The 13,340-nt window shown below is 72.1% G+C and carries 15 protein-coding genes; 3 read left to right on the top strand and 12 right to left on the bottom strand.

Annotation, left to right across the window (positions count from 1 at the left end; all coding sequences use genetic code 11):
- Both OZN99_RS04680 and OZN99_RS04675 read left to right on the top strand, forming a co-directional pair.
- On the top strand, positions 1-285 hold a 285-nt coding region (locus OZN99_RS04680), incomplete at its 5' end, for a hypothetical protein (RefSeq protein WP_270934017.1).
- On the top strand, positions 276-1,124 hold the full coding sequence (locus tag OZN99_RS04675; protein WP_270934016.1) for a (Fe-S)-binding protein: 849 nt from the start codon (positions 276-278) through the stop codon (positions 1,122-1,124). The genes OZN99_RS04680 and OZN99_RS04675, both read left to right, overlap by 10 nt.
- A 14-nt stretch (positions 1,125-1,138) precedes the next feature.
- On the opposite strand, the gene OZN99_RS04670 is transcribed toward OZN99_RS04675, so the two are convergent.
- From OZN99_RS04670 to OZN99_RS04660, 3 genes are all read right to left on the bottom strand, one after another.
- Positions 1,139-1,327, bottom strand: a complete 189-nt coding sequence (locus tag OZN99_RS04670) for a (2Fe-2S)-binding protein (protein ID WP_270934015.1) — start codon at positions 1,325-1,327, stop codon at positions 1,139-1,141.
- Between the two features lie 64 nt (positions 1,328-1,391).
- A complete protein-coding gene (gene recQ, locus OZN99_RS04665) occupies positions 1,392-3,206 on the bottom strand; it encodes a DNA helicase RecQ (protein WP_270934014.1) in 1,815 nt (604 codons plus the stop codon).
- Positions 3,207-3,279: 73 nt separating this feature from the next.
- A complete protein-coding gene (locus OZN99_RS04660) occupies positions 3,280-3,699 on the bottom strand; it encodes an OmpA family protein (RefSeq protein WP_270934013.1) in 420 nt (139 codons plus the stop codon).
- Between the two features lie 107 nt (positions 3,700-3,806).
- Here OZN99_RS04660 and OZN99_RS04655 point away from each other — a divergent pair, with 107 nt between their 5' ends.
- A complete protein-coding gene (locus OZN99_RS04655) occupies positions 3,807-4,853 on the top strand; it encodes a hypothetical protein (RefSeq protein WP_270934012.1) in 1,047 nt (348 codons plus the stop codon).
- A 6-nt stretch (positions 4,854-4,859) separates the two neighbouring features.
- Here OZN99_RS04655 and phoB read toward each other — a convergent pair whose 3' ends face one another.
- The 9 genes from phoB to OZN99_RS04610 form a co-directional block, all read right to left on the bottom strand.
- The gene (gene phoB, locus OZN99_RS04650) at positions 4,860-5,573 is read right to left on the bottom strand and encodes a phosphate regulon transcriptional regulator PhoB (protein ID WP_270934011.1); all 714 of its coding nucleotides are present in this window, start codon (positions 5,571-5,573) and stop codon (positions 4,860-4,862) included.
- Between the two features lie 23 nt (positions 5,574-5,596).
- Positions 5,597-6,319 carry a phosphate signaling complex protein PhoU gene (gene phoU, locus OZN99_RS04645; RefSeq protein ID WP_270934010.1) on the bottom strand — a complete coding sequence of 241 codons (723 nt, stop codon included), beginning with the start codon at positions 6,317-6,319 and terminating at the stop codon, positions 5,597-5,599.
- A gap of 14 nt (positions 6,320-6,333) precedes the next feature.
- On the bottom strand, positions 6,334-7,176 hold the full coding sequence (gene pstB / locus OZN99_RS04640) for a phosphate ABC transporter ATP-binding protein PstB (RefSeq protein ID WP_270934009.1): 843 nt from the start codon (positions 7,174-7,176) through the stop codon (positions 6,334-6,336).
- 17 nt (positions 7,177-7,193) lie between these two features.
- Entirely contained in the window at positions 7,194-8,096 is a 903-nt protein-coding gene (gene pstA / locus OZN99_RS04635; RefSeq protein ID WP_270934008.1) for a phosphate ABC transporter permease PstA, read from the bottom strand.
- A 4-nt stretch (positions 8,097-8,100) separates the two neighbouring features.
- Positions 8,101-9,069 carry a phosphate ABC transporter permease subunit PstC gene (gene pstC / locus OZN99_RS04630; protein ID WP_408611805.1) on the bottom strand — a complete coding sequence of 323 codons (969 nt, stop codon included), beginning with the start codon at positions 9,067-9,069 and terminating at the stop codon, positions 8,101-8,103.
- 88 nt (positions 9,070-9,157) lie between these two features.
- Complete coding sequence (gene pstS / locus OZN99_RS04625; protein WP_270934006.1) at positions 9,158-10,222, bottom strand: phosphate ABC transporter substrate-binding protein PstS; 1,065 nt, start codon at positions 10,220-10,222, stop codon at positions 9,158-9,160.
- 206 nt (positions 10,223-10,428) lie between these two features.
- Complete coding sequence (locus tag OZN99_RS04620) at positions 10,429-10,839, bottom strand: ATP-binding protein (protein ID WP_270934005.1); 411 nt, start codon at positions 10,837-10,839, stop codon at positions 10,429-10,431.
- Between the two features lie 8 nt (positions 10,840-10,847).
- Complete coding sequence (locus OZN99_RS04615; RefSeq protein ID WP_270934004.1) at positions 10,848-11,189, bottom strand: STAS domain-containing protein; 342 nt, start codon at positions 11,187-11,189, stop codon at positions 10,848-10,850.
- A gap of 97 nt (positions 11,190-11,286) precedes the next feature.
- Positions 11,287-13,227 carry an elongation factor G gene (locus OZN99_RS04610; RefSeq protein WP_270934003.1) on the bottom strand — a complete coding sequence of 647 codons (1,941 nt, stop codon included), beginning with the start codon at positions 13,225-13,227 and terminating at the stop codon, positions 11,287-11,289.
- Positions 13,228-13,340: the final 113 nt, after the last annotated feature.

The raw sequence follows: 13,340 nt of genomic DNA, 5'->3' as shown, positions 1-13,340 counted from the left end.
GCGGAGGCGGTGGCCGCCGGCATGCGCGAGGTGCTGCGCGACGGGCCCGGCTCGCCCGCCGCGCTCGCCTGGATCGCCGCCTGCACGCGCAGCGGCCAGTGCACGCCGGCCTGCCCGGAGAAGCTGGACGCCGCCTTCATGCTGCGGCTGGCGCAGTGGCGGGCGAAGGGCGCGATCGGCGAGGCGCGGCGCATCCCCGTGAAGGAGGACACGCAGCTCGGCGCGCGCGTGAAGGCCTTCGCGCGGCTGACCATGACGGAGGAGGAGCAGGCACGATGGCTGTGACGCCCGATCCGGACCGCGCGGTGTTCTGGTACGGCTGCAACATGACGCGGCACGGCGAGCTGGTGCGCGCGACCGCCGCCATCCTCGCCGCCGTCGGCATGGACGCCGCGCCGGCCGGCGGGCCCGCGCATTGCTGCGGCAGCCCGAAGGAGGCGAATGCGCGCATCGTGGAGGGCATGGCGCGGCGCACGGTGGAGACGTTCAACGCCTCCGGCCGCGGCCAGGTGGTGACCTGGTGCCCCTCCTGCCACATGAACATGGAGGACGGCATGGCGCCCGTGACGCCGGCCGCCTTCGAGACGCGGCATGTCAGCACGGTGCTCTGGGACCGGCGCGAGCGGCTGCGGCCGTTGCTGGCGCGGCGCGTGGCGGCACGGGTGCTGATGCACGCGCATCTCGGCTTCCATCATCGCGTGCCGGTGAACGAGCTGGTACCCGGGCTGCTGCGGATGATCCCCGGCGTGGAGGTGCTGGATCACCCCTACCGGGCGCCCGGGCATATGTGCTCCTCGCTGGCCGGCGTGCCGGGCGCGCTGGCCGATGCGCACCGCGCGACGCTGGCCGCGCTGGCGGAGAGCGGCGCGGACACGCTCTGCACCGTCTTCCATTCCTGCCATCGGGAGGCTGTGGCACTGGAACGTCACGGCGGCTTCGTGGTGCGCAACTGGATCCACCTGCTGGCCGAAAGCATGGGGATCGCGGCAGAGGACGAATATCGGCGCTGGCGCAATGCCCCGGACCCGCGCGCGGCGGTGGGCGCCGCGGCGATCGCCGCGGCCGGCGAGACGGCCTTCGAGCGGTTGGTCGAGCCGGAACTCAGTCGCCCGCCCAGCCTGTAGGCGTCATGGAGCGGTCAGGCGCGCAGCTCGGGCCCCGGCCGCGGCGTAGCGCGCAGCAGCGCCAGGATCTCGCGCGTGCACTTGCCGCATTGCGCGCGGTGCCCGGCCGACTCGTAGACCTCCTTCGGTCGGCGGGCACCGCAGCAGATGGCGCGCCGCACCTCCTCGTCGGTGATCCCGTTGCAGAGGCAGATATAGTCCACCGCCGGTGCCTTCCCGTCCCTGGAAGCAACCTAGCCGGACTCCGACCTCAGTTGCAACTCGTTCTCAATCAGCCAGGGCCTTCAGCACCGCCGCGCCGTAGCGCTGCAGCTTGGTGGCGCCGACGCCGGGGATGGCCGCCAGCTGGTCCAGCGTGCGCGGACGCGCGGCGGCGATCTCCGCCAGGGTGCGGTCCTGGAAGATGACATAGGCCGGCACCGCCTGGGCCTGCGCCTCGGCCCGGCGCCAGTCGCGCAGCCGCTCGAACAGCGGGTCGCCGGAAGCGGCTGGCGCGCCGGCCATCGCCCTGCCGCGCGGCGTGGCGGGACGCGACGCCTCCTCGCGCAGCAGCACCTTCTCCTCGCCCTTCAGGATCGGGCGGGCAGCGTCGGTCGGCACCAGCTCGCCATGGTTCTCCACGGCGACATCCAGCGCGCCGCGCGCGACAAGCTGCCGCGCGACGGATCGCCAGGCGGTGTCGGGCAGGTCCTTGCCGACGCCGAAGGTGGGCAGGCGGTCATGCGCGAACTGCGCGACCTTCTCCGTCATGCGGCCGCGCAGCACGTCCACGACATGCGCGACGCCGAAGCGCCGCCCGGTGCGCAGCACGGCGGAGAGCAGCTTCTGCGCGGCAACCGTGCCGTCGAAGAGTCGCGGCGGCGCCAGGCACACGTCGCAATTGCCGCAGGTCTCGGTGGGGGCGTCCTCGCCGAAGCAGCGCAGCAGCAGCCTGCGGCGGCAGGTGGCGGCCTCCGCGATGGCCACCATGGCGTCCAGGCGCTGGCGCTCGATGCGCTTCTGCTCGGGGCCGGCGGGGCTGTCCTCGATGCGGTGGCGGGCCAGCGCGATGTCGCCGGCGCCGTAGAGCAGCAGGGCGCGGGCGGGCAGGCCGTCGCGGCCGGCGCGGCCGATCTCCTGGTACCAGCTCTCGGGCGAGCGCGGCAGGTCGAGATGCGCCACCCAGCGCACATCCGGCCGGTCGATGCCCATGCCGAAGGCGATGGTCGCGCACATCACCACGGCGTCGCCGCGGGCGAAGCGGCGATGCGCCTCCCGCTTCGCCGCCGCGTCCATGCCGGCATGGAAGGCCAGGGCGTCATGGCCATCGGCGCGGAGCCATTCCGCGGTCTGCTCGGTGCGGGCGCGGGTGCCGCAATAGACGATGCCGGCGCCGGGCTGGCCGGCATGCTCCTTCAGCAGCGCGCGGAGCTGGCTGCGTTCGGATTCGCGCGGCGCCGCCTCGATGCGGATGTTCGGGCGGTCGAAGCCGCCGCGGAACACCGGGTCGTCCTGCAGGCCGAGCTGGGCGCGGATGTCCTCCACCGTCCGGGGGTCGGCGGTCGCGGTGAGCGCCAAGCGCGGGGTGCGCGGGAAGCGTTCCGACAGCACGCCGAGGCCGCGGTATTCCGGCCGGAAGTGATGGCCCCACTGGCTGACGCAATGCGCCTCGTCCACGGCGAAGAGGGCGACGGGCAGGCCCTCCAGCCGGTTCAGCATGCCCTCGAGCACCAGGCGCTCGGGCGAGACGTAGAGCAGCTTGAGGCTACCGTCGTGCAGGTCGCGCAGGATGGCGCGGCCCTCGCCTTCCGGCAGGTCGGAATGCAGCGCCGCGGCGGCGACGCCCTGCTGGCGCAACGCCGCGACCTGGTCCTCCATCAGTGCGATGAGCGGGGAGACGACGACGCCGATGCCCGGCCGGCACAGCGCCGGCACCTGGTAGCAGAGCGACTTGCCGCCGCCGGTCGGCATGAGGACGAGGCCGGAGCCGCCCTCCGCGACATGGCGAACGACCTCCTCCTGGCGGCCGCGGAAGCCGGCATGGCCGAAGACGCCGGACAGGACGTTCAGCGGATCGCCGGCGAATCGGCCGTCATAGGGCATGTCGCCCGATGCCACGCCGCGCGCCCGCCGTCAGCCCGGGTTGCGCGGCCGGAAATGCCTCATGCCCGGCGCATCAGCCCGGGCCGATATGGATCTCGACGCGGCGCGCCTCGATCGGCGCATCGACGGCGAAGGGCGCGGCGCCGCGGCCGCTGACCATGATCCGCGCGCGCGGCACGCCGAAGCGGACGAGCTCGGCCGCGACATGCTCGGCGCGGGCACGGGCCAGGGCCATGATCGGCGCGTGGTCGGGTTCGGGTGCCACATAGCCCAGCACGCGAATCGGCGCGGCCGGGTAGCGCCGCGCAATGTTGGCGGCGTCCTGCACGACGGTCAGCGCGGAAGCGCCGAGCGCGACGCTGTCGTCCTCGAAGAAGACCACATGGACCGGCTGCGCGGCGAGCTGGGTGCCGAGCGGATCGGTGGCGGAGCAGGCGGCAAGCAAGGCTGCCGGCAGGGTGGCAATGCCGGCAAGGGCGGCGCGACGGCGCATGTCGTGACTCCGGAGGACGTCTCGGCGCACCCTCACCTCACCGCGGCGTGCCCGTCAATCGGGGGGCGGGCACGCGCCGTTAACCATCGCCCGGCCAGTCTCTCCCCGTGTCCAGCGCGCCCGCCCAGCCCGACCCCAGCGGCTTCATGCCGCCGGCGACCCCGACCCGCCTGCCCGACCCGCGCGGCTTCGACCCCGTGCGCTTCCCCGGCGTGCCGGACGGCGAGGCCTGGCCGCCGCCGCGCTTCGAGTTCGAGGCGACCTGGATGCGCGCGCCGGGCCTGGCCTTCGAGCGTGACGCCGGCGGCGGCATCGCCGTGGTGCGGGCCTTCGCCCACATGCGGATGATGGTGGACATCGAGACGGCGCACCGGATGCTGGACCTCGCGCCGGGCACGCGGGACTTCCGCCTGCTGCGCCTGGTGCCCGCGGCGCTGCGCTGCGTGGAGCGGATCGAGCCCGGCGACCCGATGCCCGGCGCCCTGCTGGATGAGGATCCGGAGGTGCCGGAGGACCACCACCTCTATGCCGCGACCAGCGCGCTGGTGGAGCGCCTGGCCGCCACCGCGGGGGAGGAAGGCATGGCGCTGGCCGAGGCGATGCGCCGCGTGCCGCCCGGGCCCGACATGTTCGAGCAGGCAGTCGCCCACTGCATCACCCAGGGCGGCTTCCAGATGGGCACCATCGCGCCCCTGGCGCGCCGGCTGCAGCGTCTGGCCAACGCCCATGCCCGGGTCCTGGCCGCAGCCGCCCAGCAGCCCGACTATGCGGCGATGGAGAAGATGCTGCGCCGCACGCGGGAGGCGCTGGGCGCGGACCGCCGCTGGGCCGGCGACCTGCTGACCCGCGCGCTGGAGGCCCTGCTGCCGCAGATCGCACGCCCCAGGCGCGCGGCGGAGGCGCTGCTGGCCCAGGCCGTCGCCGCGATGCGCCGCCCCATGCCGCTGGAGGCGCCCACCCGGCTGATCCTGGAACAGGAACGCTACCGGGACCGGCTGATCGACCTTTCGGTATTCTGGCGCCGGCTGGCTGCGGCCTGGCTGGCCGTGGACCCCGACACCACCGACCGGCGCGAGATCGAGGCGCTGGCGCGCAACGCGCTGCGCCGCCTGGCGCTGGTGCCGCTCTACCGGATCGAGGAGCCGGAGGGGTAGGCGGCGCTACTGCTCGACATCCAGTGCGTAGCCGGCGGAGCGGACGGTGCGGATCACATCGGCCTCCCCTTCCCCGTTCACCGCCTTGCGCAGCCGGCGGATGTGCACGTCCACGGTGCGCGGCTCCACGTGGATGTCGCGGCCCCAGACCGCGTCCAGCAGCTGCTCGCGGGAGAAGACACGGCCGGGATGCTGCAGCAGGAATTCCAGCAGGCGGTACTCGGTGGGGCCGAGATGCAGCGCGCGGCCGCGGCGCGTGACGCGGTGCGCGTCCTGGTCCATGACGATGTCCTGCCAGGCGAGCCGCCCCTTGGCCGGCGCCGCGCCGGATCGGCGCAGCAGCGCACGGATGCGCGCCAGCAGCGCCTCCATCGCGAAGGGCTTGGCGATGTAGTCGTCCGCACCGGTGTCGAGCGCGCGCACCGCGTCCTGGTCCTCGGTGCGGGCGGTGACCATGATGATCGGCAGGTCGCGCGTGGCGGGCCGGCGGCGGATCTGGCGGCAGACCTCGATGCCCGAGAGGGCGGGCAGCATCCAGTCCAGCAGGATGAGGTCGGGCTTCGCCTCCGCCACGCGCAGCAGCGCCTCCTGCCCGTCGGCGGCCTCCTCCACGCGGAAGCCCTGCTTCTCCAGGTTGTAGCGCAGCAGCGTCAGCAGCGGCGCCTCGTCCTCGACGACGAGGATGGTGGGCCTGGCGAGGTTTCCGGTGCTGTCCGGCATCGCGCGGGTCTCCGGCTACGGGCCTATTCGGGCGGCCGGACGACGGCGTAGGCGGAGGCATCCGCCTTCGGCCGGTCTTCCGGCAGCGTGTCGCCGCGCACGGCGTAGTGCACGGTCTCGGCGATGTTGGTGGCGTGGTCGCCGATGCGTTCCAGGTTTTTGGCGATGAACAGCAGGTGGGTCGCCGCGGTGATGTTCCGCGGATCCTCCATCATGTGGGTCAGCATCTCGCGGAAGATGCCGTTGTACACGTCGTCGATCGGCTCGTCCGCGGCCCAGACCCGCTGCGCCGCATCGGCGTCGTCGTTCACCAGCGCGTCGATGGCGAGCTTCAGGTTCTCCTGCACCATCACGGACATGCGCTGGAAGCCGTTGAGGCTGCCGAGGGCGGGCTGCTGCGCGACGACGATGCTGCGCTTGGCGCCGTTGCGGGCGTAGTCGCCGATGCGTTCCAGGTCGTGGCTGACCTTCATTGCGGCCACGATGAAGCGCAGGTCGGAGGCCATGGGCTGACGCGTGGCGAGGATGCGGATGCAGAAGGCCTCGATCTCGCGCTCCAGCTGGTCAAGCGCGCCGTCGCGCGCCACCACCTCGGCCGCCAGCGCCGCGTCGCGGCGCACCAGCGCCACCGTCGCGTCGTGCACCTGGCGTTCCGCGAGCCCGCCCATGCGCGCGACCATGTCGCGCAGGCGACGCAGCTGCTCGTCGTAGGAGCGGACGATGTGGTCGGGCTGTTCCGTCGGCATCGCGTGCGCCTCCCTCAGCCGAACCGGCCGGTGATGTATTCCTGGGTGCGCTTCTCGCGCGGGGCGGTGAACATCTGCGCCGCCGGCGCCACCTCCACCAGCTCGCCCAGGTAGAAGAACGCCACCTGGTCGGCGCAGCGCGCGGCCTGCTGCATGTTGTGGGTGACGATGCAGATGGTGAAGTCGCGCTTCAGCTCGTCGATCAGTTCCTCGATCTTCAGCGTGCTGATCGGATCGAGTGCGGAGGTCGGCTCATCGAAAAGGATCACCTCTGGCCGCACGGCGATGGTGCGGGCGATGCACAGCCGCTGCTGCTGCCCGCCGGAGAGGCCGAGGGCGCTGCTGTTCAGCCGGTCCTTCACCTCACCCCAGATCGCCGCCCGCGTCAGCGCCCATTCGACGCGGTCGTCCATCTGGGACTTCGAGAGCTTCTCGTGCAGCTTCACGCCGAAGGAGATGTTCTCGTAGATCGTCATCGGGAACGGGGTCGGCTTCTGGAAGACCATGCCGACCTTGGCGCGCAGCTCGTTCAGGTCCACGTCGGGCGCGATCATGTTGCGCCCGTCCATCAGCACCTCGCCCTCTGCCCGCTGCCCGGGATAGAGGCTGTACATCCGGTTCAGCACGCGCAGCAGCGTGGACTTGCCGCAGCCCGAAGGCCCGATCATGCCGGTGACCTGGCGGTCCGGCAGCTCGAGGTTGATGTCCTTCAGCGCCTTGTTGGCGCCGTAGTAGAAATCCAGGTGCCGCACGGAGATGCGGGAGACCGCGTTGATGGTGGCAGCCGACCGGGCCTGGACATTGCCGAAGGATGCGCCTTCGGCGAGTGCTGCGGGCTGATCCGTGGTGGAGCTCATCGGGCTACTCTCCTCGGTCACGTCCGCTTCCGCAGGACGACGCGGGCGATGACATTGATGACCAGCACGCCGAGGGTGACGAGCAGCGCACCGGCCCAGGCGATGGCGATCAGGTCCGGGAAGCCGGAATTCGCCTGCTGGTAGATGGACATGGGCAGGCTGGCCATGGCGCGGCCCAGGTCTGTCGAGACGACGTTGTTGCCGAAGGAGGTCAGCAGCAGCGGCGCCGTCTCCCCGGCGATGCGCGCGATGGCGAGCAGCACGCCGGTGACAATGCCCGACAGCGCGGCCTTGTAGCAGACCAGCACGATCATCTTCCACTTCGGCGCACCGAGGCCGATCACCGCTTCGCGCAAGGTATTCGGGATCAGCTGCAGCATGTCCTCGGTCGTGCGGACGACCACGGGGATGACGATGATCGCCAGCGCGAAGACGCCGGCGATGCCGGAGAAGCCGCCCATGGGCAGAACGACGAGCTGGTAGATGAACAGCCCGATCAGGATGGACGGTGCGGAGAGCAGGATGTCGGAGACGAAGCGGACCGCGTTGCCGAGCGCCGAGCCGCGCGCGTATTCGGCCAGGTAGGTGCCGACCAGCAGGCCGATGGGCGTGCCGACCAGCGTGGCCAGCGATACCTGGATCAGGCTGCCGATGATGGCGTGCAGCAACCCGCCCTTCGGCAGCGTGTCGTCGCCGTAGGTCGTCGGGCGGAAATCGGTGGACAGCACGGTCCAGTCCAGCGCGCCGAGCCCGCGCCAGAGCAGCGTGGCGAGGATGGAGGCCAGGAAGAACAGGCCGATCGCGGTGGCGGCCAGGCAGAACGCGGTGATGATGCGGTCCATGTACGACCGCCGCCGGCCGAGCGCGCGGGCCGCCGCGGGGTCGCGGGCCGGCGCGTGGGACAGGGTGCTGGCGCTCATCGCCCTAGGCCTTCAGCCGGGATCGCAGCAGCCAGCGACTGGTCGCCAGCACCACGAATGAGATGATGAAGAGCAGGAAGCCGATGGCGAACAGCGCGGATTGCTGCAGGCTGCCGGCCAGGCTCTCCGGGAACTCCATCGCGATGACGGAGGCGATGGTGGTGGAGGGGTCGAAGATGCTCTGCGGCATGCGGTTCGCGTTGCCGATCACGAAAGTGACCGCCATCGTCTCGCCAAGGGCGCGGCCGAGGCCGAGCATGATGCCGCCCACCACGGACACCCGCGTATAGGGGATGACGACGCCGCGCATCACCTCCCACCGCGTCGCACCGAGGCCGTACGCGCTTTCCTTGTAGACGGGCGGCACCTGCTCGAAGACGTCGCGCATGGTCGCGGCGATGAAGGGCAGGATCATGATGGCCAGCACCAGCGCAGCCGAGAACAGGGAGGTGCCGGCGAAGGAGCGGCTCTCGAACAGGAAGCCGACCAGGGGAATGGCGGCCAGCGTCTCCCCGAAGGCGAGCTGGATGTTCATCTGCACGAAGGGCACCAGCACGAAGAGGCCCCACATGCCGTAGATGATCGAGGGGATGGCGGCGAGCAGTTCCACCGCCGTGCCGATGGGCCGCCGCATCCAGGGGGGCGCCAGCTCGGTGAGGAAATAGGCGATCCCGAAGGCCACCGGCACCGCGAAGGCGATCGCCAGCAGCGAGCTGACGATGGTGCCGAAGATGGAGATGAAGGCGCCGAACTCCTCGCGCCCCTCCACCGGGTCCCAGTTCGTCGAGACCAGGAAGCCCAGGCCGAAATGCCGGAAGGCGGGCAGCGCGCCGATGAAGAGCGTCACGATGATGCCGCCGAGCGTCAGCAGCACGAGCACGCCGGCGCCCTTGCAGAGTGCCTCGAACAGCTTGTCGCCGAGGCTGCCGGCGGTTCGCCGGGCGCCCATGGCCGGGGCTGCCCCCGGCCGCATCGCGATATCGCTCACCCGTCTTCCTCTCCTCCACGGCGCCGGCCGGCGCCGTCGGCGATCCGTCCGCGGCCGGGACGGCGCAGGCCGGTCAGGCCGTCCAGACCGCGCTGCCGGACGGCGTCTTCACGCGGTCGCGCCAGGCGGCGCGGACCAGGTCGTGCGCCGCGGCCGGCAGCGGGATGTATTCGAGACGCGACGCGATGTCGCTGCCCTGGCGGAAGGCCCAGTCGAAGAACCGCATGGTGTTTCGGCTGGCCTCCACCTTGTCGGCCGGCGGGTTGGTCGGCAGCAGGATGTAGGTCGGCGAGGTGATCGGCCACACCGTCGCGCCGTTCAGGTCGATGGTGTCGGCGGCGAAGTTGGGCACGCTCCAGTCCGCCGCGGCGGCAGCGGCGTTGAAGGCCGGCGGCTCGGGCCGCACGAAGTTGCCGGACTTGTTGCGCAGCTGCGTGGTCGCCATGCGGTTCACCACCGCATAGGCGTTCTCGATGTAGCCGATGGCGCCCGGCGTGTTGCGGATGATGTTCGACACGCCCTCATTGCCGCGGGCGCCGTTGCCGACGGGCCAGCGGACGGAGGTGCCGGCGCCCGGGCCGGCGCGCCACTCGCTCGACACGCGCGACAGATAGGTGGTGAAGACCCAGGTCGTCCCGGAGCCGTCGGCGCGATAGGCCGGGCCGACCGGCAGGTTGGGGATGCGCAGGTCGCGATTCGCCTCGACGATGCGGGGGTCGTTCCAGCGCGTGATCTTGCCGAGGAAGATGTCCACGACGATCTCCGGCGTCAGCCGCAGCGCGTTGTCCGCCACGCCCGGCAGGTTCGCCGAGAGCACGACGGAGCCGAGCACGGTCGGGAACTGCAGCAGGCTGCGTTCCGTCAGCTGCTCCGTGGTCAGGGGCGCGTCGGAGGCGCCGAAATCCACGGTGCGCGCGGTGATCTGGTTGATGCCGCCGCCCGAGCCGATGGACTGGTAATTCAACTGGACGTTGATGGCCTCGCGCGCCGCCTGCGCCCAGCGCTCATAGAGCGGGCGGGGGAATGTCGCGCCGGCGCCGGTGATGGTTGCCTGCTGCGCGAGCGCCTGACGGTTGGCCAGGGCCAAGGGGGCGGCCAGCGCCGCACCGGTGCCGAGCAGAAGGGTCCGCCTGTTCACTGCGTTCTCTCCGGACTGTGGATGGCCGGCGCGGCATGTCACGCCGCCCGCGTCCGCCTTCTAGGACCCCGGCACGACGGCCCTGTTGCAATTCGATGAAGCTTCGATGACAGCCGCCGGGGAGACGCTCGACGGGCGCATCAGGCGGCCCCAACCCCGGCCGCCCGGCGACCGCGGCCCGGCGGCGCCTGCGCGGGGCGCAGTCGCTAGCCCGGCGGGATGACCAGTTCCGTGCGGTTCCAGCCGCCGGTCACGGGCCGATAGTCGCGGATCTCCACCATGCGTCGCACCAGGGCGAGGCCAAGGCCTCCCACCCGGTCGTCGTCCAGCGAGGGCGGACCCTCCGGCGCCGGGGCGGTGCGCGGATCGAAGGGCGCGGCGGCGTCCTCGACGGCGAGCAGGATGCCCTCGGCGCCGGCCTCGACCTCCAGGCGCAGGGGCTGCGGCGCCCCGGGAAAGCGGGCGTGGGACATGAGGTTCGCCACCAGCTCGTCCAGCACCAGCCTGACCTTGTAGAGCGCGGAAGCCGAGGCCCCGCGCGCGCGCAGGTACGCCTCGACCTCGTCCTGCGCCGATTCGAGCCCCGCCAGCTCGAGCGGCACCTCGAGCCTCAGCACGCGGGAACTCAGCCGGTCAGGCGGGCGACCGCCTCGGCTTCCGTCGCGACGAGCGGCAGCACCTCGTCGAGCGCCATGGCGGTGAGCACCTCGGCGACCATCGGCTGGGCGCCGAACAGCACCACCTTGCCGCCGCGCCGCGACACCACCCGCGCCGCCGAGAGCAGCAGGCGGATCCCGAGCGAGGAGAGGAACTCGAGGTTCCGCATGTCCAGCACCGCGCTGCGCCCGGAGGCGGAGACCGCCGCCGTGAAGGGCGTCTCCACCATGCCCACCGTCGTCGAATCCAGACGTCCGACCATCACCACCTTGTTGGCCGTCGGGCCAAGCTCAACAACTTCGAAGCGCACCGGTGATCCTCCGTCATTCGCCGTCGGGACCTGCACGCAAGCCGTAGGCGGGTGAGGCCGGACTTTATTGCCGGAACACGACGAAAGGGAAGAGCGGTCAGCGCGCCCGGCTTTCCGCCAGATGGTCGAAGCGGTGCCGGAAGGTTCCCAGGCCGAGCGTCTGGCCACGCAGCTCCAGGATCAGGTCGTGCAGTTCCGCGGCTGGCACCATAGCCTCCACCTCGTCCCAGCCCGGCCGGTCCGGGCATTCGGCATAGCCCAGGATCTGGCCGCGTCGCCCCGTCAGCAGCCGCTGCGCGGAGGGCGTGAAGCTGGCGGGCACCACCACGGCCACGTGCTCCACCGGCTCCAGCAGGACCGGGTCGGCCTTGGCCAGCGCGTCCTGCATCGCCATGCGCGTCGCGGTGGCGAAGGCCATGTCGGAGCTGTCCACGCTGTGGAAGCCGCCATCCACCAGCGTCACCTCGATATCCACCACGGGATTGCCGAGCGGCCCCTTGCGCGCCGCCTCCTCCGCCGCCTCGCCGCAGGCCGGGATGAACTTGCGCGGGATGGCACCGCCCACGACCTTGTCCACGAAGGCGAAGCCCGCGCCGCGCGGCCGCGGCGCCACCTCCAGCGTCACGTCGGCGAACTGGCCGTGCCCGCCGGTCTGGCGCTTGAGCCGGGCATGCTGGCGCACCTGCCGCCGGATGGTCTCGCGGTATGGCACGCGGGGGCGATGGGTGGCGATCTTCGCGCCGGCCGACAGCCGTTCCAGGGCGGCGCGCAGATGCTGCTCGCCCTGGCCGTGCAGGATGGTCTCGCCGGTCTCGGCCGCCTGCTCGACCACCAGGGAGGGATCCTCCTCCACCAGCTTCGCCAGCGCGCCGGCCAGCTTCACCTCGTCCTTGCGGTCCTCCGGCTCGATGGCCAGGGCGTAAGTCGGCGCGGGCGGGGCGGGGAAAGGCAGGCGCGGGCCGCCCAGCGTGTCGCCGGTCGCCGCCGATTCGAGCCGCCCGAGCGCGACGACGTCGCCGGCCATTGCCTCCGTCGCCTTGGCGGGCTCGCCGCCCGGGAAGCGCCAGATGCCGCCGATGCGCTGCCCGCCCAGGCCCGCACCGTCCTTCACGCTGCCGCGCCACAGCCGGACATGGGACAGGCGGCCGGCATGGCCGGCCTGCACGGTCCGGAACACCTGCGCCAGCGGCTCCGCGCCGTCGGGGATGCCGTGACGGGCGGCCGTCTCGGCGACGTCCGGCGCGTCGTGACGCAGCGCCTTCCACAGCCGGCGCACGCCGGAGGCGTGCTCGGCCGCGCCGAGCAGCACGCCGATGGCATGGCCCGCGGCTTCCTCGGCATGCAGCGGCCGATACAGGGCGGCGGCGTCGGGGGCGCGGTCCTCCACGATGGCTTCCAGAAGCGAGTCGTCGGCATCGGCCAGCGCCTCGGCCAGGGCCGCGCGGGCCTCGGCCTCGACGCCGCGCATCGCCTCCGGAAAGGGCGCGGGTTCGGAGGCGGCGCCCTCGCGGAAGCGCCAGGCGCGTTCGCTGATCAGGTCCACATAGCCGACGATGCGCTCGCCCTCGCGCCAGGGCACCTGGCGCAGCAGCAGGCGGCGGCGGGAATGGTCCTGCAGCGCGGCGACCAGGTCGCGCGGCGCGGCCGTGAGCGTGTCGAGCTTGTTGACGAAGAGCACGGCGGGGATGTCGAGCTCCTCCACCAGGCGCAGGCAGGGCGCTGCCATGGCGGCGCGGGCCGGGTCGGGCTCCACCACCACCACGGCGATGTCGGCGACGGCCAGGGCGCAGGCCGCGGCGTGGGCGAACTCGATCGAGCCGGGGCAGTCCAGCAGGGTCCAGGACTCGCCCAGGAAGCTGGCCTGGCCGATGCGCATCTCCGTGCCGCCCTGGTGGGTCCTGCCGTTGCCGCTGCGCCGGCCGGGATGGCCGGCGGCAGCCAGCATGGCGTCGAACAGGGCGGATTTCCCGCTGGCATAGGGACCGATGAGCGCGGCGCAGCGGGGGCCGTGCGTCGCAGCTTTTTCTCCTTGGGACATGAGCGCTTCCTCTGCGGCCACGCTGCGGCGGCCTTGCTGGTGGGCGCGTCCCCGGCGGGCCAGGGACCCGTGCGGGAACGATAACGCAGGCGCGCCCACGGGCGAGCAAAAAC

The organism is Falsiroseomonas oryzae, from assembly GCF_027856955.1.
In the GTDB taxonomy this organism is placed as follows: Bacteria; Pseudomonadota; Alphaproteobacteria; order Acetobacterales; family Acetobacteraceae; genus Falsiroseomonas; species Falsiroseomonas oryzae.
The sequence above is the reverse complement of the archived record's forward strand: the minus strand, read 5'-3'. Positions and strand labels throughout refer to the sequence as shown.